This window comes from Pseudomonas sp. R4-34-07 (assembly GCF_003852375.1).
Taxonomy (GTDB): Bacteria; Pseudomonadota; Gammaproteobacteria; order Pseudomonadales; family Pseudomonadaceae; genus Aquipseudomonas.
Genome location: NZ_CP027760.1, coordinates 517,459 through 539,652, shown reverse-complemented (window position 1 = coordinate 539,652; position 22,194 = coordinate 517,459). Strand labels below are relative to the sequence as shown.

Genomic DNA, 22,194 nt, shown 5'->3' with positions numbered 1-22,194 from the left:
TGACAGATGTACTGACTGACACTCCGATATCGGGGGCAAGCCCCCTCCCACACTGGTTTTGTGTCTGGCTTGAGATAAAGCTATTCAGCGATGAGCCAATCCATCTGCCAGCCGCCCTGGGTCTGGCCCAGTTGCCTGGACAGCCACGGCAGCAATTCACGCAGCTCCTCTTCCAGGCCCCACGGCGGGTTGGCAATTGCCAGGCCTGAGCCGGTCAGGGTGTTGGGCGTGTCCAGCGGATGCACCAGCAGCTCTACGCGCAACAGTTTCGGCGCACCGGTGCCGGCCAGGTCCTGGTAGAAGCGGCGCAACATGCGCGGGTCTTTCACCGGATACCAGATCGCCGCGACCGTCTGGCGCATGCGGCTGACGGCTTCCTTGAGAGACGCCGCGCAACGCTGCATTTCATCGAGCTTTTCAAACGGTGGATCGATCAGCATCAGCGCGCGTTTTTCCGGCACCGGCAACAGGGCGCGCGGCACGTGCCAGCCTTCGCCAAGGTGCACCTTGACCCGACGATCACCCTTCATGTTGTCCTTGAGTAACAGGCCGTCTTCCGGGTGCTTTTCGTTGAGCAGTACGCGGTCCTGAGGGCGCGTCAGGCGCCGCGCCAGCTCCGGCGAACCTGGGTAGTAGCGCAACTGGCCATCCGGGTTCATCTCGTGGAGCACGCGCATGTAATCGGCGGTGAGCGGCGGCAGGTCGTTTGCGCCCCACAGGCGGGCGATGCCCTCCAGGTATTCACCGGTGCGGTTGGCCTGGTCACCCTGCAGGTCGTACAGGCCGATGCCGGCGTGGGTATCGAGGTAGGCGAACGGCTGCTCCTTGCGCGACATCAGGGCGATGAGGCGGGTCAAGGTCAGGTGTTTGAAGACATCGGCGTGGTTGCCGGCGTGAAAGGCGTGACGATAATTCATGGTTGCTCCTGCGCAGGGGGCGAAGTTTACCTTCTACCGGCGCAAAGGTGCAGGGCCGCATGGCGGGCGGTGCTCCAGGGCCAGGTAGTCGACCAGCGCTGCATGGCTGATATCTTCCCCACGCGCGAAGTAGGTGACCTTGTGCTGCAAGGTCGCAGGCGTAAAGGCCGTGTATAGATCCGGACGTTGTTCTTCAAGCCATTGCAGCAGGTTGTCGATCAGGGTTTGCGGCGACTGCTCTGCCAGTTGCTCCAGCAGCGCCGCAGGCACGCGCCACCATTGGCTGGCTTTGGCGGCAGTGACCGGGCCAGCTGCAACCGTCAGTGGCTGGCCATTGATCAGATACCGCTGGAACACCGGCAGCACCTTCCCTGCCTCATCACCCAACTGTTGCACAATCGGAAGAAACTGAACCCCGTCCCAGAAGCGCAAAAATACTGCCTGCCCATCGGGAAAAAACACCTTAGTCAAACTTTGCAGGTGCGCGACCACTGCTTCCAGCGGGCTGGAAGACACCGCCAGCCAACCCCAATCCGTTGATTCGGTGGTTGCTACCCAGTCGAGGAATGGGTTGTCCGCTTCGATGATGGCAACGTAAGGCATTACCTCAGTCCATTCGGCGTAGGCGGTGCCTGCCCATATGGGTTGTGGCGGCATGCCGGTGGCTATGCTTCGCCAGACATCGACTGGCTTTGCGTCGCTGGCGTTATTGAGAATGACGAAGGCATTTTCAATCGTCTGAAGGGGGCAATGGGTTAACCAGGTTTTTGGTAACAACTGATTCTGCATTAGATACATCCCGATCGAAGTAAGATGCAAGCAATAACTTGTTCTTCAAAAGAATTGCCGCGGCAAACAAAGTACCAACAATTACGTCTTAGAATCTCTCGCCCACTCTAAAACCAATCAACCTCCTCCCACCCGACAATATCGCCTATCACAAGTAAAATAAAAATACACAGGAAGGAGACCACTGAACATAAGCCTAGGCCTCTCAAAATAACTTTGAGCATCTTCGGAAGTTCAGCGTAGTCCTCAGCACTCAGTCGTCCGCGTTTTATGGATTGTGCGGGAAAGGCGAAAGCACCGATCACATCTCTTATTGCCCAGGATCCACTGACAGGGTCCCAACCAATACTTTCGCCCGAACTTACAATCCGCCAACTACGCTTTAAGCTGTTCCGTATTTTTTCAATCTTGAAACAAGAAAGATACAACGCCCGCACACCAGCAATCAAAAACGATAAAAAACATGAAAACATTAAATACTGGTGAATATTTCTTGCGTCTTCAAAAGATAAAATTGAGACAACAAAACTAAACATGCCATCACCATTCACAAGTTAACGTACTACCTCATAAATTTTCTCGCTGAATTTTTCGCCCCTATTGCCAGACAATGCACTTACGCTCGCCGTAGCGGCCCCAACAACTACAAAGCCGCAAATAAGCCCTCCGACACCTAAGGTGCCAACCCCAATAGCAGCACAAACAAACCCTGCGCTTGCGATACCTAAAGCGCCCCCTACGGCGCCGTCAACGACCTCCCCTGTAAACTTCCCGCCTTCCGGGAATTTAACTTTTTCACACTCCGTAGCCGTTCCAACGCGACACGTTTCCTTCACCTTCAACGCTGAAGCCGATGCCCCTAACCCGATCCCTACGAAATCACCAACCTTCATGTATTGGCTCGCCCGTGCAACACCCTGTATGTGCGTCGCGTACCCGGGAATTCCTCCTGAAACGCCCACTTTGCTCCAATGATGAACAAGATTGCGACTGGAGATCCCCATTACACTTTTCAGTTTCGGATGATCTACTGATAACCGTACTTAAAAAATATCTAATCAAGCCAACCCATATATTTACCTATACCCCATAAACCAAGAGCGTACCCTCCCATCCCCATCAAAAAAAACCCCCACAGCCTTAACTCCCACATTAACCGGCGAGGGACTCTATCCAACTCATCACGAGTTACAGCGCCATCCTTAATATGCAATCTCTGAAAGACAAACATTCCTGCGACAGTATTCACAAAAAATGTTCTGCTGAAAAAATCCGAATCGATAAAAAGTTTACGGCAAGAGACTAATTTTGAAGCACTCAAACACTGTAATATTTCATCGACTTTACTATATGAAAAATACACCTGCCCTACTAAAACTAGAACAACCCATACAGCTGCAAAAACTAGACAATACGAATATAAAATCCTGGCCTCCTCCATACTTATTTTATCCCCTCATATACAATCTCACCCAACTTTGCTCCCAGGGCAGCACCAGCACTTCCGCCTACTGCTGTTGCGCCTCCCACAACCACCACGCCGCAAACCAAACCGCCAACGCCAAACGTTCCTGCACCTATTGCAATACATACAGGAGCGGCCCCAAGCGCCCCCACATACGCACCCGCTCCGCTGCCTCCAACCGAGGCTAAAAAGCTCCCAGCCTCCGTAAGTTTCACTTTCTTACACTCCGCAGAACTTCCAACTCGACAGGTTTCCTTCACCTTCAATGCCGACACTGCCCCCCCGACCCCAATACCCACAAAACCACCAATTTTCATGTACTGACTGGCCCGCGCGACTCCCTGAATATGCGTCGCATACCCGGGAATCCCTCCTGACACACCCGCTTTGCTCCAATGATGAACCAAGCTACGGCTGGAGATCCCTAATGCGCTTTTGAGCTTTGGGTGATCAGTAATGCCAACACCTTTTCGCACAAGAGGCCCGAGACTATTATCCAGTTGAGTTAACAGCGTCTGACGCTTAGCGAAAAATTCCGCGCCTTGCAAATTACCCTGAGCCTGGAAGGTTTTGACATGCAGCTTTTCAAGATCTCCAAGGACAGAGCTGGTCCGCTTTAAATGACTTGCCACCATGCTTGACCCAACCCCTACCGCCATCGAACTATCTGCCAAAAACGCACCAATCACTTCATGGTTCTCAACCATAAACGCCGCCTCGTCATCACTCATAGGCTTCAGCGCAGCATTCACTTCCTGTGCCGCCTCCATCAGCAGCGCTTCTTCACGAGTGCACTGGCTGTTGAGCGGGTCGCTGAGTACGAGCATTTGCCCCGGCCTGGCGTATTGCGTGAGTTGTGGATTAAGGCTGCGAAAACGTTCCAGGACGATTGCACTGGGCGATTCGAACAAGGACTTCTCCAACACATCCCTGGACATTGCACGCTGCACGATATGGAACCCCGGCTCGACGCCTGAGGTTTTACCCGAAGCGGGAGCGACACCCGAAGCCTTTTTGGCGTGTTGAGCGAGGTCACACTGCCCATTCTTGCAGCGCTCGCACTCCTCACAAAATGGCGCGCTGCGTTTCAGGCTGGCCGCCTGCACGCGGCTGAGCGGTGCGGGAATCACCGCCAGTAATTTTTCCTTCACGCCTGGTAGCAATGGCGCCGCCGCCGAAGCCGCCACGCCGCCAAGCTGGATTGGCACACTGCTGAAAATCCCGCCCGCCGACAGCGTGATCGACTGCCCTCCCGCCTGAATCGTAACGCTGGCCCCCGCATCGATGACGATGCTCTGCCCGGCGCCAATCTGAATGGTCCTGCCAGCCCGCATCTGCTGCGAGCCGCCGACCATCAGATGATCATCCTGCTTGAGCTCGGTCAGGCGGTTGCCATGGGTAATGCGCTGCTCTTCGCCGTGCAACTCATGGTGCGACTCCCCGCCGACCTTCACCCGACGCCTGTTATCAACCTGCACCTGCTGGTCGTGCAATACATGCTGGGTCCAATCACGCTGGGCACGCAGGTAGATTTCTTCGGCGCCCTTGCGGTCTTCGATGCGCAGCTCGTTGTAGCCGCCACCGCCGGGCGTGCTCTGGCTGCGAAAGATGCTGCGGGTCTTGTCCGCCGGCAGATCGAGGGGCACCGATGTCACGGCATTGGGCAGGCAGCCCATCACCAGCGGCATATCCGGGTCGCCATTGATGAAGCCCACCAGCACTTCCATGCCGACCCTGGGAATCAGCACCGTGCCATAACGGTCATGGGCCCAACCACTGGCGACTCGCAGCCAGCAGCTGGACTGATCTGTCCGCTCGCCAGCGCGGTCCCAGGCCATTTGCACCTTCACCCGGCCGTATTCATCGCAGTGAATTTCACTGTCGACGGGCCCGGTAACCACCGCGCTCTGATAGCCGGACACACTTGGGCGGGGTAGTTCAGGCAAAGGGGGACGAAACATGACATCCCATGGGGCGGCAATGAATGTGTTGCGATAGCCCTGACGAAAATCCCCGCCGGCGAGGTCTGTGACAGCCTCCTCCAACACCTGGGGTTGCATACCCTCATGGGTGATTTGCGTCACCAACCACAACCCATTCCAGTCCTCACGCGGATGCCCGCTCAGTTTGAGGAAGCGGCCGCTGACCAACCCAGGCTCATCACCCGAGCCATGCGCCAGCCGATAGTCACTGCGATGGCGCTCCAGCCCACGCTGTGCGAGGTATTTACCATGGGGACGCTCGCTGAAATGGCCGGGGAAGAATTGCTGCTCAAGAGTGGGAAGTTGCTCGCCGGTAGCTGCACTTTCCAGCTCAAGGCGCGGTTTACGAAAATCGTAATCGCGCAGGTTCACCGATGTGGTGCGCGTTTCCAGTTGCACGGCAAACCGCTTGATCGCCGGGCCCTGCGCGACCATTCCGGAACCGGGCATATACGGGGTTGGCTGCTGCGCCTGGGCGAACACGGTCTGGTCATCGCCAAACACCAGCAGGTGCTGTGAGGCCGAATGTTGGAAGTGATAGTGAATGCCCTGCTCGGCACACAGGCGCTGAACGAATGCCAGGTCGGTTTCACCAAACTGCACGCAATACTCGCGTTCGGGGTAAGTACCGCTCAGGCGAAACTCGAATTGATCGCTCTGGATGCCCTGCCCCGTCAACACCAGCGCCACAATCTGCGGCACCGTCTTGTGCTGGAAGATACGTTGGTGGCCGCTGTGTTTCAGATAGGCCAAGTGCGGCACAAGGCTGAGCTGATAGCGCGTGAGGCGCCGCCCGGAATCACCCTGTGCTACCCGGTAAACCAGGCCATGCACACCATGGCCCTGATCATCGAAACCGAGATACGCCGGGCGATGCAGCAAGCTCTCAAGGTCCAGGTCAGGCTGCTCGCAGACTAACTCAAGGTCAAAACTATAGGGTTGGCTGAGCGCTTCCTTACCCTTGAAGCTGTAGACCCTGAGGTCACTGGCAACCCCATCCAGGGTCAGGGTAAACGCGGTCTGATTGGCAGGAGCGAACATCCGGTGTTTCTCTGCGAAAAAATAGGCGACCGATTCTGCACCACTGTTGCCACCTGCTGAGCAGGCCCGAGGAAAATCAGTAAAACCCTACACGCGAACGTCGGAATCCTCCTCGGAGCGTCGTAAATCACAGGCAAAAAAAGACCCGCCATCCGTAGGACGCGGGCCTTTTTGTTAACTCATCGAGCGTCCAGCGCCCGGCTGTATTACTTATTGAGGTTGTAATCTTTTTCCGCAGCATCAAAGCGCTCGACCATACCGGCAGTCGGTGCACCCATCTTGCTCACGAAGTAGATCGCCAGGCTGGCGAAGATGAAGCCTGGGATGATTTCGTACAGGCCCAGCACTTCGAAGTGTTTCCACACGATAACGGTGATCGCGCCGACCAGGATGCCGGCCAGTGCGCCGTTGCGGGTCATGTTTTTCCAGATCACCGAGATCAGCACCACAGGCCCGAAGGCGGCGCCGAAACCGGCCCAGGCGTAGCTGACCAGGCCCAGTACGCGGTTTTCCGGGTTGGCGGCCATGGCGATGGCGATCAAGGCCACCACCAGCACCATGATCCGACCGACCCACACCAGCTCAAGCTGGGACGCGCCCTTGCGCAGGAATGCCTTGTAGAAATCTTCGGTCAGGGCGCTGGAGCACACCAGCAATTGGCAGCTCAGGGTACTCATGACAGCCGCCAGGATGGCCGACAGCAATACACCGGCAATCCATGGGTTGAACAGGATCTTGGCCAGTTCGATAAACACGCGCTCAGGGTTTTCGGTCACGGGACCGGCCACCTCAGGATGCGCCGAGAAGTAAGCGATGCCGAAGAAGCCCACCGCCACGGTGCCGCCCAGGCACAGGATCATCCAGGTCATGGAGATGCGACGCGCGTTGGCAATCGACTTTACCGAATCCGCCGCCATGAACCGCGCGAGGATGTGCGGCTGGCCGAAATAACCCAGCCCCCAGCCCATCAGCGAGATAACGCCGATGAAGGTGGTGTTTTTCAGCATGTCGAAGCTGGTCGGGTCCTTGGCTTCAATGGCCAGGAAGGTGGTGTCCACGCCGCCGGTCGCCAGCAGTACGATGATCGGCGTCAGGATCAACGCGAAGATCATCAGTGTGGCTTGCACGGTATCGGTCCAGCTGACCGCCAGGAAACCGCCAACAAAGGTGTAGGCAATGGTCGCTGCGGCACCGGCCCACAGGGCAGTTTCGTAGGACATGCCGAAGGTGCTTTCGAACAGGCGGGCACCGGCCACGATGCCGGAGGCGCAGTAAATGGTGAAGAACACCAGGATTACCACAGCGGAGATGATCCGCAGCAGCCCGCTTTTATCTTCGAAGCGGCTGGAGAAGTAATCCGGCAGGGTCAGGGCGTCGCCGTTGTGTTCGGTCTGCACGCGCAGGCGGCCGGCCACGAACAGCCAGTTGAGGTAGGCACCGACGATCAGGCCGATAGCAATCCAGCTTTCCGACAAGCCCGACATGTAGATCGCGCCCGGCAGGCCCATCAACAACCAGCCGCTCATATCGGAAGCGCCGGCGGACAAAGCGGTCACCACGCTACCGAGGCTGCGACCGCCCAGGATGTAATCGGAAAGGTTATTGGTGGAGCGATAGGCCATCAAGCCGATCAGTACCATTGCTGCGATGTAGATCACGAACGTGATCAGGGTGGGATTACTAACGCTCATAGAAGTGACGCCCTGGCTTTGTTTTTATGTAGCGACGGTCTGTCAGCCCGCTACCGGTGGTTAACCGGTAAACGATGCTGCCTGCCGCGCATTTATGACTGGCGTTTCCCCAGGAAAGCCGCCAGCCGATGAACCGACCTGTGGAAGTGGTTGCACCTTGGTGCGCGAATGCTATTCAACAAAGCAAATAAGGTGCAACCAGTTTCTCGCGAATAAGTTGCACCTACGCGGATGTCAGGACAAACACCGGTTTTTTGCTCCTTTTCGGAGCAAGAACAATCCATCTCAGAAGCAAATGCACCAACAAGAAGTCAATTCGAGAGAAGGCCGGAATTTTTCCGATCAACCGTCGGAAATTTCCTGAATAAAAAGGGTTGCACCCGGTTGCACCTCTTCATGGGCGAGGCTAATCTTGCCGCCAGCAGATGCCACTCGGTAGTGGCACCCATGAGGATAAGAAAATGGCTACGACCACCCTTGGGGTCAAACTCGACGACCCGACCCGCGAGCGCCTGAAGGCCGCCGCGTCCTCCATTGATCGCACGCCGCACTGGCTGATCAAACAGGCAATTTTCAATTACCTGGAGAAACTCGAGGGTGGTGCAACCCTTTCCGAGCTCAACGGCTCGGGCAGCAAGGATGCCGACGACGCTGGCGAAGTCCAGCATGACCACGCCCACCAGTGCTTCCTTGAGTTCGCCGAGAGCATCCTGCCGCAATCGGTACTGCGCGCCTCGATCACCGCCGCTTACCGTCGCCCCGAGCCGGAAGTGGTGCCGATGCTGATCGAGCAGGCGCGCCTGCCGGTAGAGATGGCCGAAGCCACCAACAAGCTGGCCGCCACGATTGCGGAAAAATTGCGCAACCAGAAAAGCGCTGGCGGCCGTGCCGGTATCGTTCAGGGCCTGCTGCAGGAATTTTCCCTGTCGTCCCAGGAAGGCGTGGCGCTGATGTGCCTGGCCGAAGCGCTGCTGCGCATCCCCGACAAAGGCACGCGCGATGCGCTGATTCGCGACAAGATCAGCACCGGCAACTGGCACCCCCACCTGGGCAACAGCCCGTCGCTGTTCGTCAATGCTGCTACCTGGGGCCTGCTGTTGACCGGCAAACTGGTCGCGACCCATAACGAAGCAGGCTTGACCTCGTCCCTGAGCCGCATCATCGGCAAAAGCGGCGAGCCGATGATCCGCAAGGGCGTCGACATGGCCATGCGCCTGATGGGTGAACAGTTCGTCACCGGCGAGACCATCGCCGAAGCCCTGGCCAACGCGAGCAAGTTCGAAGCCAAGGGCTTCCGCTATTCCTACGACATGCTCGGGGAAGCCGCCCTCACCGAACACGACGCCCAGAAGTACCTGGCTTCGTACGAACAAGCCATTCACTCCATCGGCAAAGCGTCCCACGGCCGTGGGATCTATGAAGGCCCAGGCATCTCCATCAAGCTCTCCGCCCTGCACCCGCGTTACAGCCGCGCGCAGTACGAGCGGGTGATGGACGAACTGTACCCGCGCCTGTTGTCGCTGACCCTGTTGGCCAAGCAATACGACATCGGCCTGAACATCGATGCCGAAGAAGCCGACCGCCTCGAGTTGTCCCTGGACCTGCTCGAGCGCCTGTGCTTCGAGCCGCAACTGACTGGCTGGAACGGTATCGGTTTCGTGATCCAGGCCTACCAGAAGCGTTGCCCTTACGTGATCGACTACGTGATCGACCTGGCACGCCGCAGCCGCCACCGCCTGATGATCCGTCTGGTCAAAGGCGCGTACTGGGACAGCGAAATCAAGCGCGCCCAGGTTGAAGGCCTGGAAGGCTACCCCGTGTACACCCGCAAGGTGTACACCGACGTTTCCTACATTGCCTGCGCACGCAAACTGCTGTCGGTGCCGGAAGCCATCTACCCGCAGTTCGCCACGCACAACGCCCATACGCTGTCGGCCATCTATCACATTGCCGGTCAGAACTATTACCCCGGCCAGTACGAGTTCCAATGCCTGCACGGCATGGGTGAACCGCTGTACGAACAAGTGGTGGGCAAAGTTTCCGAAGGCAAGCTGAACCGTCCGTGCCGCGTGTACGCACCGGTCGGCACTCACGAAACACTGCTGGCGTACCTGGTGCGCCGCTTGCTGGAAAACGGTGCGAACACCTCGTTCGTCAACCGCATCGCCGACCACTCCATCTCGATTCAGGAGCTGGTAGCCGATCCAGTGGCGAACATCGAGCAGATGGCGACAGCGGAAGGCGGCTTCGGCCTGCCGCACCCGCGTATCCCGCTGCCGCGTGACCTGTACGGCAGCGACCGCGCCAACTCGGCCGGTATCGACCTGGCCAACGAGCATCGCCTGGCATCGTTGTCCTGCGCCCTGCTGGCCACTGCTCACAACAACTGGACAGCCGCGCCGATGCTCGGTTGCGCCGCCAGCGAGCAACCGGCTGCAGCGGTGCTGAACCCGTCCGACGTGCGCGATGTGGTCGGTCACGTTCAGGAGGCCACCGTCGAAGACGTCGACAATGCCATCCAGTGCGCCATCAGCGCCGCGCCGATCTGGCAGGCCACCCCGCCCGCCGAACGCGCCGCAATTCTGGAACGCGCCGCCGACCTGATGGAAGGCGAGATCCAGCCATTGATGGGCCTGCTGGCCCGTGAAGCCGGCAAGACCTTCGCCAATGCCATCGCTGAAGTGCGCGAAGCCGTGGACTTCCTGCGCTACTACGCGGTGCAGGCGCGTAATGATTTCACCAACGACGCCCACCGCCCGTTGGGTCCGGTGGTGTGCATCAGCCCCTGGAACTTCCCGCTGGCGATCTTCAGCGGCCAGGTCGCGGCGGCATTGGCTGCCGGTAACCCGGTGCTGGCCAAACCGGCCGAACAAACCCCGCTGGTCGCAGCCCAGGCCGTGCGCATCCTGCTCGAAGCCGGTATTCCGCAAGGCGTGCTGCAATTGCTGCCAGGCCAGGGCGAGAGCGTCGGTGCCCGCCTGGTCGGTGATGATCGTGTCAAAGGCGTGATGTTCACTGGCTCCACCGAGGTTGCGCGCTTGCTGCAACGCAATGTCGCCGGTCGCCTGGATGCCCAGGGCCGTCCGATTCCGCTGATCGCCGAAACCGGTGGCCAGAACGCCATGATCGTGGATTCCTCGGCGCTCACCGAACAAGTGGTGATTGACGTGGTGTCGTCGGCCTTCGACAGCGCCGGCCAACGTTGCTCGGCCCTGCGCGTGTTGTGCCTGCAGGAAGATTCGGCAGACCGCGTCATTGAAATGCTCAAGGGCGCCATGGCGGAATGCCGCCTGGGTAACCCGGAACGCCTGTCGGTGGATATCGGCCCGGTGATCGACGCCGAAGCCAAGGCTGGTATCGAGAAACACATCCAGGCCATGCGCGACAAAGGCCGCAACGTTTATCAGGTGGCGATCGCCGATGGCGAAGAGATCAAGCGTGGCACCTTCGTGATGCCCACCCTGATCGAACTGGAAAGCTTCGACGAGCTGCAACGCGAAATCTTCGGCCCGGTGCTGCACGTGGTGCGCTACAAGCGCAAAGAGATCGACCAGCTCATCGGCCAGATCAATGCCTCCGGCTACGGCCTGACCCTGGGTGTGCACACCCGCATCGACGAGACCATCGCCAAGGTGATCGACAACGTCAATGCCGGTAACGTCTACGTCAACCGAAACATCGTGGGTGCCGTGGTGGGCGTGCAGCCGTTCGGCGGCGAAGGCCTGTCGGGTACCGGCCCGAAAGCCGGTGGCCCGCTGTACCTGTACCGCCTGCTGTCGACTCGTCCTACCGATGCGATCGAGCAATCCTTCGTACGTGGCGACGCATTGACTGCACCGGACCTGCGCCTGCGCGACGCCATGAGCCAACCGCTGACCGCGTTGAAAACCTGGGCCGACAGCCACAACTTCAGCGAACTGAGCGCCCTGTGCAGCCAATTCGCCGCCCAGTCGCAAAGCGGTATCACCCGCCAACTGGCCGGCCCGACCGGCGAGCGCAACAGCTATGCGATCCTGCCGCGTGAACACGTGCTGTGCCTGGCGGAAGTGGAAGGTGACCTGCTGACCCAACTCGCTGCGGTATTGGCGGTAGGCGGTTCGGCGGTATGGCCGGAAACCGAACTAACCAAGGCCGTGTTCCCACGCCTGCCGAAAGATATTCAGGCGAAGATCAAGCGCGTGGCCGACTGGACCAAGGACGACGTGGTGTTCGACGCTGTCCTGCATCACGGTGATTCCGACCAACTGCGTGCGGTGTGCCAGCAAGTGGCGCAGCGCGGTGGGGCGATTGTTGGGGTGCATGGTTTATCCCAGGGTGAGACGTCCATTGCCCTGGAGCGGTTGGTGATCGAGCGGGCGTTGAGCGTTAACACCGCTGCTGCCGGCGGTAATGCGAGCCTGATGACCATCGGTTAAACGCGGGCTGATCGTTCCCACGCTCCGCGTGGGAACGCAGCTCAAGGACGCTCTGCGTCCAGAAGCGTGACGCGGAGCGTCAAGAGAGGCGTTTCCACGCAGAGCGTGGGAACGATCTTAAACACACTGCTATCGGGGGCAAGCCCCCTCCCACATTTGGCCTCAGTTCAATTCCCTGCCTGCGTTTTGCTCCTCCATCACCCAGATCAATCTTGCTATCCAGCTTCTATTCGCACACTTAGACTCGGGCCATTCCTCCAAAGGTAAGCCGCCATGTCCGAGACGCTGCTCAGTTCCCGCAATCTGGCTTTCGAGCTGTATGAAGTCCTCGATGCCGAAGGCCTGACCCAGCGCGAGCGGTTTGCCGAGCACAACCGCGAAACCTTCGACGCCGCCATCAGCACAGCGCGCAACATTGCCGAAAAGTACTTCGCGCCTCACAACCGCAAGAACGATGAAAACGAACCGCGCTACGAAGACGGTAAGGCGATTCTGATTCCGGAAGTGAAACCGGCGGTGGATGCCTTCTTGGAAGCCGGTTTCCTCAATGCCGCCCGCAGCTTCGAAGCCGGCGGCATGCAGTTGCCGACTCTGCTGTCCCAGGCCTGCTTCGCTCACTTCCAATCCGCCAACGCGGCCTCTACGTCTTACCCGTTCCTGACCATGGGCGCCGCCAACCTGATCGAAAGCTTCGGCACCGAGGAGCAGAAACAGCGCTTCCTGCAACCGATGATCGAAGGCCGCTTCTTCGGCACCATGGCCTTGACCGAGCCACATGCTGGCTCATCCCTGTCGGATATTCGTACCCGTGCGGAGCCTGCGGCTGACGGCAGCTATCGCCTGAAGGGCAACAAGATCTTCATCTCTGGTGGCGACCATCCGCTGTCGGAAAACATCGTGCATATGGTGCTGGCCAAGCTGCCCGATGCACCGGCCGGGGTGAAGGGCATTTCGCTGTTTATCGTGCCCAAATTCCTGGTCAACGCTGACGGCAGCCTGGGCGAGCGCAACGACGTACTGCTGGCCGGGCTGTTTCACAAGATGGGTTGGCGCGGCACCACGTCCACAGCACTCAATTTTGGCGATAACGGCAACTGTGTCGGCTATCTGGTGGGCAAACCGCACCAGGGCCTGAGTTGCATGTTCCAGATGATGAACGAGGCACGGATCGGCGTCGGCATGGGCGCGGTGATGCTCGGTTACGCGGGCTATCTCTACTCGCTGGAGTACGCCCGCGAGCGTCCGCAAGGCCGCCTGCCGGACAGCAAAGACCCAAGCACCGCGCCGGTGTCGATCATCCAGCACGCCGATATCAAGCGTATGCTGCTCACGCAAAAAGCCTACGTGGAAGGCGCCTTCGACCTGGGCCTGTACGCCGCACGCCTGTTCGACGACACCACCACCCTGCCAAGCGAAACCGAACGCAAACAAGCCCACGAGTTGCTGGACCTGCTGACCCCCATCGTCAAATCCTGGCCGTCGGAGTTCTGCCTCAAGGCCAACGAACTGGCGATCCAGATTCTCGGCGGCCATGGCTATACCCGCGAGTACCCGGTCGAGCAGTACTACCGCGATAACCGCCTGAATCCGATCCACGAAGGCACCCATGGCATCCAGTCCCTGGACCTGCTTGGGCGTAAGTTGGCGCAGAACGGCGGGGCCGGGCTCAAGCAATTGATTCGACTGATCGCCGAGACAGGTGCTCGGGCGCAGCCATACCCAACGCTCAACGCGCTGAGGGAACCGCTGGAGCAATTGGTCAATCGCCTGCAAACGGTCACCCTCGGCCTGCTCAGCGATCTCGCCCAGGGCAAGATCAACAGCAGCCTGGCGAACTCGGCGCTGTACCTGAAAGTGTTCGGGCACACGGTGATTGGCTGGCGCTGGCTGGAACAGGCGATTCGCGCCGAAGAAGGTCTGGCCAAGGGCAATGCGGCCGATGTGGCCTTCTATAAAGGCAAGCTCCAGGCCGCCCGGTACTTCCTGACCTGGGAAGTACCAAGCTGCCATCATGAACTGGCGATCCTGGAGGCACGCGACGATACGTGCCTGGGGATGCAGGATGCGTGGTTCTAAGGCTGGATCGCCTTGGAAATCACCTCGACCGTGGCGCTGACTTGCTCTTGGTAACGGTCGAGTTCCTGTTGGTGAGCCTGCTGCATTTCGATCTGCTCGGCGCACAGGTTCAGCGCGGCCAATACCAATAATTTGTCACCAATGAGGGTCGGGTACTTTTTCTTGGTCGTGGCCAGGGAAGCCTTGAGCATGGTCACGGCGTGCATCAGGGTCTGGTCTTCCCCGGCCGGCGCCTTGATCGAGTAATCCTCACCGAGAATCGAAACGACCTTTATCCCTTCATTCATGCGCTGACAGGCCCTGCGCTCACACGCTCTACCAGTGCCTGGATGCGGGCAGCGGTGGCGCCATGCTTTTCTTCCTGTTCCATCAGGTTCAGTTGCAGGCTGTCGTTTTCGTCCTTGGCCTGGGCCAGCTGCGCCTTGAGGGATTCGTTGCTGCTCAGCAGGTCCTGGTTCTGCTGTACCAGGTCGTTGACCAGTTGTTCCAGTTGGCTGAGGGATGTTTCTAACATTTTGATTTCTCGGGCTTTTTAAAAGGGCGGTGACGATAAAGAAAATTCACCTCGGATGCCAGGGTTATCCCCGGCGCGCAGCCCGATGTTCAAGGGCCGGGCCGCGCTTTCGAGCCTTAGTGACTGCAATTACCCAATCTGGTTCCTGAATCCGTGCAACCCCCGGTCAGCTGCGACAAAAGCGCGCGCCCCCTTAAGACTTTAGTCGCAGGGCCGATACGCGATGCACACCCCGTCTCATGGCCGCATGGATCGCGCTTCTCCCCAGGATTCCAGCATGTCTCTTCGTAATATGAATATCGCCCCGAGGGCTTTCCTCGGCTTCGCGTTTATCGGCGCGTTGATGTTGTTTCTCGGCGTGTTCGCCCTCAACCAGATGAGCAAGATCCGTGCTGCCACCGAAGACATCACCCTGTCCAGCGTGCCAAGCATCCGCGCCCTCGACGAATTCACCCAGCTGACCTTGCGCCTGCGCGTGTTGTCGTACCGCTTGCTCACCAACCGCGAGCCGGAGGTACAGCAAAAAACCCTGGAAGCCTTCGACGTGCGCAACCAGCAGATCCGCACCGCCCAGGGCGTGTATGAAAAGCTGATCGAGAGCCGCGAAGAACGTACGACCTACGATGAATACGTGCGATTGCTGGCCCAGTACCATCAGATCGAAGAGCGCATGAAAAGCCTGTCCCGGGCCAACCAGGTCGACGAATTGCGTGTCCTGCTCAACACCGAACTGCTGAACAACTCCGAGCAGGTCAATGCGGTGCTCGGCCGCCTGCTGGAAATCAATAACAGCATGGCCCTGGACACCAACCAGCAAGCCAAAGACCAGTACGACCTGGCGTTCAACATGGTCGTGGGCCTGCTGGTGATCGCCACCGCGCTGACCCTGTTGTTCGCCTGGCTGTTGACTCGCAGCATCACCGTACCGATTTCCCAAGCGCTGGAAGCGGCCGAAGAAGTGGCCGAAGGCAACCTCACGCGCCCGATCAAAGTCGACGGCAACGATGAGGCCGGCCGCCTGCTCGCCGCCATGGCGAAGATGCAGGACAAACTGCGCGACACCCTGCAACGCATCGCCGGCTCCGCCACGCAACTGGCGTCGGCCGCCGAAGAGCTCAACGCCGTCACCGACGAAAGCGCGCGTGGCCTGACCCAGCAGAACAATGAGATCGAACAGGCCGCCACCGCCGTGAACGAGATGACCAGCGCTGTCGAGGAAGTCGCCCGTAATGCCGTGAGCACCTCCGAAGCCTCGCGTAACGCCACCACCTCGGCCGGTGATGGCCGTGACCTGGTGCAGGAAACCGTCAGCGCCATCGAACGCATGAGCGGCGACGTGCAAGCCACCGCGACCTTGATCGGTGAGTTGGCCAATGAATCCCGCGATATCGGCAAAGTGCTGGACGTGATCCGTGGCCTGGCCGACCAGACCAACCTGCTGGCCCTCAACGCGGCCATCGAAGCGGCGCGGGCCGGTGAGGCCGGGCGTGGTTTTGCGGTAGTGGCGGACGAGGTACGCGCGTTGGCCCATCGCACCCAGCAGTCCACCAGCGAGATTGAGCGCATGATCGGCAGCATCCAGGCCGGCACCGAGCATGCGGTGGATTCGATGCGCAACAGCACTGAGCGCGCCGAATCCACGCTGAACATCGCCAAGGGCGCAGGAATGTCGCTGGATACCATCAACACGGCAATTGTCGAGATCAACGAGCGCAACCTGGTGATCGCCAGTGCAGCGGAAGAACAGGCGCAGGTCGCACGGGAAGTCGACCGTAACCTGGTGAATATCCGCGATCTGTCGGTGCAATCGGCGACAGGCGCCAGCCAGACCAGCGCGGCGAGCAGCGAGTTGTCGCGCCTGGCAGTGGACCTCAACGGCATGGTGGGCCGCTTCCGGCTCTGACTGACTGCACTGGCTTTGATCGTTCCCACGCTCCGCGTGGGAATGCCTCAGGTGACGCTTTGCGTCACGACGTCAAGAGCGGACGCGCAGCGTCCAATGAGGCGTTCCCACGCAGAGCGTGGGAACGATCTTTTGACAGCGCAGCAATTCAACAGGTTAGAATCCCTGGCACGCAGACTGCATGGTCAGTTTGCGCCCTGTCTTTCCCTGCTCTGGAGTACTGCCTTTGAATGCGACGACCATCAACAGCCTGTTCTTGATCGGCGCGTTGCTGGTGAGTGCGAGCATTCTGGTGAGTTCTCTGTCGTCGCGCCTGGGCATCCCGATCCTGGTGATCATCCTGGCCGTGGGCATGATCGCCGGCGTCGATGGCGGCGGCATCATCTTCGATAACTACCCGACCGCCTACCTGGTGGGCAACCTGGCGCTGGCCGTGATCCTGCTCGACGGCGGTTTGCGCACGCGGGTGGCGAGTTTCCGCGTGGCACTCTGGCCTGCGTTGTCCCTGGCCACGGTGGGCGTGTTGATCACCACCGGCCTCACTGGCATGGCCGCGGCCTGGCTGTTCGACCTCAACATCGTGCAGGGCTTGCTGATCGGCGCCATCGTCGGCTCCACCGACGCCGCAGCCGTGTTCTCGCTGCTGGGCGGCAAGGGCCTGAACGAACGGGTGACCGCCAGCCTGGAAATCGAATCCGGCAGCAACGACCCGATGGCGGTGTTCCTCACCGTGACCTTGATCGACATGCTCGCCAGCGGCCAGACCGGCCTGCATTGGAGCCTGCTGACCCACCTGGTCCGCGAGTTCGGTATCGGCGGCCTGGTCGGCCTGGGCGGCGGCTGGCTGATGCTGCAGATGGTCAACCGCATCAACCTGGCCACCGGCCTGTACCCGATCCTGGTGATCGCCGGCGGCCTGTTCGTCTTTGCGCTGACCAACGCCTTGCACGGCAGCGGCTTTCTCGCCGTGTACCTGTGCGGCCTGGTGATCGGCAACCGTCCGGTGCGCAGCCGTCATGGCATCCTGCATATGCTCGACGGCATGGCCTGGCTGGCGCAGATCGGCATGTTCCTGGTGCTGGGCCTGCTGGTCACGCCCCATGACTTGCTGCCGATCGCCCTGCCGGCGCTGGGCCTGGCACTGTGGATGATCCTGTTTGCACGGCCGCTGTCGGTGATGGTCGGCCTGTTGCCCTTCAAGGCGTTCCACGGCCGGGAAAAAGCCTTTATCGCCTGGGTCGGCCTGCGCGGCGCGGTGCCGATCATCCTCGCGGTGTTCCCGCTGATGGCCGGCCTGCCCCATGCCCAGCTGTACTTCAACCTGGCGTTCTTTATCGTACTGGTGTCGCTGCTGGTGCAGGGCACCAGCCTGCCGTGGGTGGCCAAGTTGCTGAAAGTCACCGTACCGCCAGACCCGGCACCAATTTCCCGCGCGGCCCTGGAAGTGCACGTCACCAGCGAGTGGGAGCTGTTCGTCTACCGCCTGGGCGCAGAGAAATGGTGCATCGGCGCCGCCCTGCGCGAGTTGAAAATGCCCGAGGGCACGCGGATCGCGGCGCTGTTCCGTGGCCAGCAATTGCTCCACCCGTCGGGTAGTACGGTACTGGAAGTCGATGATTTGCTCTGCGTCATCGGCCATGAACATAACCTGCCGGCCCTGGGCAAACTGTTCAGCCAGGCCCCGCAACGCGGCCTCGACCTGCGCTTCTTCGGCGACTTCGTACTCGAAGGCGACGCCCAGCTCGGCGCGGTGTCGGCCTTGTACGGGCTCAAGCTCGAGGGTATCGACCCGGACATGCCGTTGAGCCGCTTCATCACCCAGAAAGTCGGCGGCGCGCCGGTGGTGGGCGACCAGGTGGAGTGGAACAACACCATCTGGACCGTCGCAGTCATGGACGGGAACAAGATTGGCAAAGTCGGCGTCAGATTCCCCGAAGGAAGTCGCCCGGGCCCCGGTCTCTTCCTCTAAACTGCGGGGCCACAACGCCCCCGATTCTTCATCTAGCTCGACCGGTCTCTATGCCAATCCTGCGCACTTTTCTCGCCACTGCCCTGCTGGGCCTGACTCTTTGTGTTGGCACCGTTCACGCGGCCGACCCACCCAGCGCCGACGCCGTCCAGCAAACCCTGGACAAACTGCCCGACCGCAAGCTGCCCGACGCCGACATGAAGGCGTTGCAGAGCATCCTGCAACAGACCCTGACGTTCCTGGCTAACAAGCAAGAGTACGAGCAGCGCCTGGCAGACCTCAAGCGCCAGCTGGAAGATGCCCCGCGCCAGACGACGGACAACCAGCGCGAGCTGACTCGGCTCAAGGCCACCAAAATCATCCCGGTGGCCCAACGCTACGCCAGCCTGCCCGTGCCGCAGCTTGAACAATTGCTGGTGCAACGCACCACCCAGCAAGGTGATCTGCAAAAAGAACTGGCCGACGCCAATAGCCTGACCATCGCCGCCCAAACCCGCCCCGAGCGCGCCCAAACCGAAATCAGCAGCAGCCAGACGCGCATCCAGCAGATCAATGCGACCCTCAAGACCGGCAAAGACAACGGCAAAGCCCTCAGCGCCGACCAGCGCAACCAGCTCAACGCCGAACTCGCCGCCCTGAATGCGCTGATCCCCCTGCGCCGCCAGGAGCTGGCCGGCAACAGCCAGCTGCAAGACCTGGGCAACAGCCAGCACGACCTGATCCAGGAAAAAACCGCGCGCCTGGAGCAGGAAATCCAGGACCTGCAAACCCTGATCAACCAGAAACGCCTGGCCCAGTCCCAGCAGACGGTGACCCAACAGTCCATCGAAGCGCAGAAAGCCGGCGGCAGCAGCCTGCTGGCCACGGAAAGCGCGGCCAACCTGAAGCTCTCCGACTACTTGCTCAAGAGCACCGACCGCCTCAACGACCTGACCCAGAAAAACCTGCAGACCAAGCAGCAACTGGACACCGTCACCCAAAGCGATTCGGCGCTGGACGAGCAGATCAACGTGCTCAAGGGCAGCCTGCTGCTGTCCAAGATCCTCTACAAGCAGAAACAGGCGCTGCCACGCCTGACCGTCGACCGCGACCTGGCCGACGACATCGCCAACATTCGCCTGTACCAGTTCGAGGTCAACCAGCAGCGCGAGCTGATCAGCTCGCCCAGCGCGTATGTGGATAACCTGCTGGTCAACCAGCCGCCGGACGACGTCACCCCGCAATTGCGTCGCACCCTGCTGGAACTGGCAATTACCCGCAGCGATCTGCTGGAGCGCCTGAGCCGTGAATTGAGCGCGCTGCTCAACGAATCCATCACCCTGCAACTGAACCAGAAACAACTGCTGAGCACCGCGACCACCCTGCGCGCCACGCTCGATGAGCAGATGTTCTGGATCCCGAGCAACAAGCCGCTGGACACCGAGTGGCTGGAAACCGTACCGGCGCACCTGAGCAAGCAAGTCACCACCCTGCCCTGGGCCTCCAGCGTCAGCGAACTGTATGACGGCCTGACTCAGCGCCCGTGGCTGTTCCTGCCGCTGCTGCTGTTGATCGGCGCGCTGCTGTGGCGGCGCAAGGCGTTGTATCAGCGCCTCAACAAAGTTCACCTGGACATCGGTCACTTCAAGCGCGACAGCCAGTGGCACACGCCCCAGGCGATCCTGATCAATATTCTGCTGGCGATGCCGGTGTCCCTGGGCCTGGCGCTGTGCGGCTATGCGTTGCAGATCGACGCCCGTGGGCAAAACGCCAACCTGGGTTCGGCGCTGCTGCAGATTGCCCAAGCCTGGCTGGTGTTCTACACCGCTTACCGCATCCTGGCGCCCGGCGGCGTGGCCGAGCTGCACTTTCGCTGGGAAAAACCCCAGGTCGAATTCCTGCAAGGCTGGGTACGCAAGCTCGGGCTGGTGGTACTGGCCCTGGTGGCCGTGGTGGCCATCGCCGAGCACCAACCGGCGGCGCTCGCCGAAGACGTGCTGGGCATCGCCGTGGTCCTCACCTGCTACGCGCTGATGGCGTGGTTGCTCAGTCGCCTGCTGCTGAACAGCCCCACCCATGAAAAAGCCTCGCTGTTTCGCAAGACGATCGGGCTGGTCTTCACCGCCCTGCCCGTCGCATTGTTTATTGCCGTGTGCTTTGGCTACTACTACACCGCACTGAAACTCAGCGACCGTTTGATCAACACCCTGTACCTGCTGATGTTCTGGCTGGTAATCGAAGCCACCTTCGTGCGCTGGCTGAGCGTTGCCGCCCGACGCCTGGCCTATGCGCGCGCCCTGGCCAAGCGCCAGGCCGCCAAGGAAGCAGGTGAAGGCGAAGCGGTGGTGGAAGAGCCCACCCTGGACATCGAAAAGGTCAACGAACAATCCTTGCGCCTGATCCGCCTGGCCTTGCTCGGGGGCTTTATCGCAGCCCTGTACTGGGTCTGGTCGGACCTGATCTCGGTATTTTCCTACCTCGATAACGTCACGCTGTACGAATACACCAGCGGCACCGGCTCGAATATCAGCATGGTGCCAATCAGCATCGGCGACATGCTCGGCGCGCTGATCATCATCGGTATCACCTTCGCCCTGGCGCGCAACCTGCCCGGTCTACTCGAAGTATTGGTGCTGTCCAAACTGGAGCTCGCACAAGGCAGCGCCTATGCCACCACAACATTGCTGTCCTATGTGATTGCCGGCGTAGGTTTTGTCTCCACCTTGTCCACCCTGGGCGTGAGCTGGGACAAGTTGCAATGGTTGGTGGCCGCGCTGTCGGTAGGCCTGGGCTTCGGCATGCAGGAAATCTTCGCCAACTTCATCTCCGGCATCATGATCCTGTTCGAACGCCCCGTGCGCATCGGCGATACCATCACCATCGGCAACCTGTCGGGCACGGTGAGCAAGATCCGCATTCGCGCCACCACCATCACCGATTTCGACAACAAGGACATCATTGTCCCGAACAAGACCTTCATTACCGGGCAACTGATCAACTGGTCGCTGACCGACACCATCACTCGCGTCACCTTGAAACTGGGCGTGGACTACGGCTCCGACCTGGATCTGGTGAAGGAATTGTTACTCAAGGCCGCCAAGGAAAACCCACGGGTACTCAAAGAGCCCGAGCCCCACGTGTATTTCCTCAACTTCGGCGAAAGCACCCTCGACCACGAGCTGCGCATGCATGTGCGCGACCTGGGCGACCGCAACCCTGTGCTGGACGAGGTCAACCGCTTTATCAACCGTGAGTTCAAGAAACAGCACATCAACATCTCGTTCAGGCAGATGGAGGTGTACCTGAAAAACATGCAAGGCCACGAATACAAACTGGTTCCGGTGGAAGACGAGCACAAGACCATCGTCGCGCCCGAGCAGGACACCCCCGAGCCGCCCGCCGGAAAGATCGCAGACGCGCCTGAACCACCGCCGAGCAAACTCGACTAACGAA

General features: G+C 59.9%; 11 protein-coding genes and 2 pseudogenes. 6 read left to right on the top strand and 7 right to left on the bottom strand.

The features are described 5' to 3' along the window. Nucleotides 1-80 precede the first annotated feature (80 nt). From C4J85_RS02280 to putP, 5 genes and pseudogenes are all read right to left on the bottom strand, one after another. Nucleotides 81-917, bottom strand: coding sequence for a 23S rRNA (adenine(2030)-N(6))-methyltransferase RlmJ (locus C4J85_RS02280; protein WP_124408901.1), 837 nt, complete (start codon nt 915-917; stop codon nt 81-83). A 33-nt stretch (nt 918-950) separates the two neighbouring features. Continuing rightward, a complete protein-coding gene (locus C4J85_RS02275) occupies nt 951-1,706 on the bottom strand; it encodes a DUF4123 domain-containing protein (protein WP_124408900.1) in 756 nt (251 codons plus the stop codon). Between the two features lie 107 nt (nt 1,707-1,813). Further along, nucleotides 1,814-2,242, bottom strand: a complete 429-nt coding sequence (locus tag C4J85_RS02270; protein WP_124408899.1) for a hypothetical protein — start codon at nt 2,240-2,242, stop codon at nt 1,814-1,816. Between the two features lie 1,945 nt (nt 2,243-4,187). Then, a pseudogene (locus tag C4J85_RS02265) lies at nt 4,188-6,194 on the bottom strand (type VI secretion system tip protein VgrG); the annotation flags it as partial. A 206-nt stretch (nt 6,195-6,400) separates the two neighbouring features. Further along, complete coding sequence (putP, locus tag C4J85_RS02260) at nt 6,401-7,885, bottom strand: sodium/proline symporter PutP (RefSeq protein WP_124365571.1); 1,485 nt, start codon at nt 7,883-7,885, stop codon at nt 6,401-6,403. A gap of 461 nt (nt 7,886-8,346) precedes the next feature. Here putP and putA point away from each other — a divergent pair, with 461 nt between their 5' ends. After that, nucleotides 8,347-12,300: a trifunctional transcriptional regulator/proline dehydrogenase/L-glutamate gamma-semialdehyde dehydrogenase gene (putA, locus tag C4J85_RS02255; protein WP_124406111.1), complete on the top strand. Its 3,954-nt coding sequence runs from the start codon at nt 8,347-8,349 to the stop codon at nt 12,298-12,300. Nucleotides 12,301-12,573: 273 nt separating this feature from the next. After that, a complete protein-coding gene (locus C4J85_RS02250) occupies nt 12,574-14,376 on the top strand; it encodes an acyl-CoA dehydrogenase (protein ID WP_124408898.1) in 1,803 nt (600 codons plus the stop codon). Here the strand turns inward: C4J85_RS02250 and C4J85_RS02245 are convergent. Both C4J85_RS02245 and C4J85_RS02240 read right to left on the bottom strand, forming a co-directional pair. After that, nucleotides 14,373-14,663 carry a cell division protein ZapA gene (locus C4J85_RS02245; protein WP_057724383.1) on the bottom strand — a complete coding sequence of 97 codons (291 nt, stop codon included), beginning with the start codon at nt 14,661-14,663 and terminating at the stop codon, nt 14,373-14,375. The genes C4J85_RS02250 and C4J85_RS02245 overlap by 4 nt on opposite strands. Next, complete coding sequence (locus tag C4J85_RS02240) at nt 14,660-14,890, bottom strand: hypothetical protein (RefSeq protein ID WP_124408897.1); 231 nt, start codon at nt 14,888-14,890, stop codon at nt 14,660-14,662. The genes C4J85_RS02245 and C4J85_RS02240 overlap by 4 nt, the downstream gene beginning before the upstream one ends. Nucleotides 14,891-15,113: 223 nt before the next feature. Between C4J85_RS02240 and C4J85_RS27880 the strand changes: the two are divergent. The 4 genes and pseudogenes from C4J85_RS27880 to mscK all read left to right on the top strand — a co-directional run. After that, nucleotides 15,114-15,938: pseudogene (locus C4J85_RS27880) on the top strand (MCP four helix bundle domain-containing protein); the annotation flags it as partial. Further along, nucleotides 15,921-16,793 carry a methyl-accepting chemotaxis protein gene (locus C4J85_RS27875; protein ID WP_371850830.1) on the top strand — a complete coding sequence of 291 codons (873 nt, stop codon included), beginning with the start codon at nt 15,921-15,923 and terminating at the stop codon, nt 16,791-16,793. The pseudogene C4J85_RS27880 and the gene C4J85_RS27875, both read left to right, overlap by 18 nt. A gap of 226 nt (nt 16,794-17,019) precedes the next feature. After that, nucleotides 17,020-18,762: a potassium/proton antiporter gene (locus C4J85_RS02230; protein ID WP_124369340.1), complete on the top strand. Its 1,743-nt coding sequence runs from the start codon at nt 17,020-17,022 to the stop codon at nt 18,760-18,762. 50 nt (nt 18,763-18,812) lie between these two features. Then, entirely contained in the window at nt 18,813-22,190 is a 3,378-nt protein-coding gene (gene mscK, locus C4J85_RS02225; protein WP_124408895.1) for a mechanosensitive channel MscK, read from the top strand. Nucleotides 22,191-22,194: the final 4 nt, after the last annotated feature.

Bases quoted from the DNA above. Each gene is read 5' to 3' on its own strand.
- C4J85_RS02280 (WP_124408901.1), bottom strand. From the start codon at position 917: ATGAATTATCGTCACGCCTTTCACGCCGGCAACCACGCCGATGTCTTC.
- C4J85_RS02275 (WP_124408900.1), bottom strand. From the start codon at position 1,706: ATGCAGAATCAGTTGTTACCAAAAACCTGGTTAACCCATTGCCCCCTT.
- C4J85_RS02270 (WP_124408899.1), bottom strand. From the start codon at position 2,242: ATGTTTAGTTTTGTTGTCTCAATTTTATCTTTTGAAGACGCAAGAAAT.
- putP (WP_124365571.1), bottom strand. From the start codon at position 7,885: ATGAGCGTTAGTAATCCCACCCTGATCACGTTCGTGATCTACATCGCA.
- putA (WP_124406111.1), top strand. From the start codon at position 8,347: ATGGCTACGACCACCCTTGGGGTCAAACTCGACGACCCGACCCGCGAG.
- C4J85_RS02250 (WP_124408898.1), top strand. From the start codon at position 12,574: ATGTCCGAGACGCTGCTCAGTTCCCGCAATCTGGCTTTCGAGCTGTAT.
- C4J85_RS02245 (WP_057724383.1), bottom strand. From the start codon at position 14,663: ATGAATGAAGGGATAAAGGTCGTTTCGATTCTCGGTGAGGATTACTCG.
- C4J85_RS02240 (WP_124408897.1), bottom strand. From the start codon at position 14,890: ATGTTAGAAACATCCCTCAGCCAACTGGAACAACTGGTCAACGACCTG.
- C4J85_RS27875 (WP_371850830.1), top strand. From the start codon at position 15,921: ATGGCGAAGATGCAGGACAAACTGCGCGACACCCTGCAACGCATCGCC.
- mscK (WP_124408895.1), top strand. From the start codon at position 18,813: ATGCCAATCCTGCGCACTTTTCTCGCCACTGCCCTGCTGGGCCTGACT.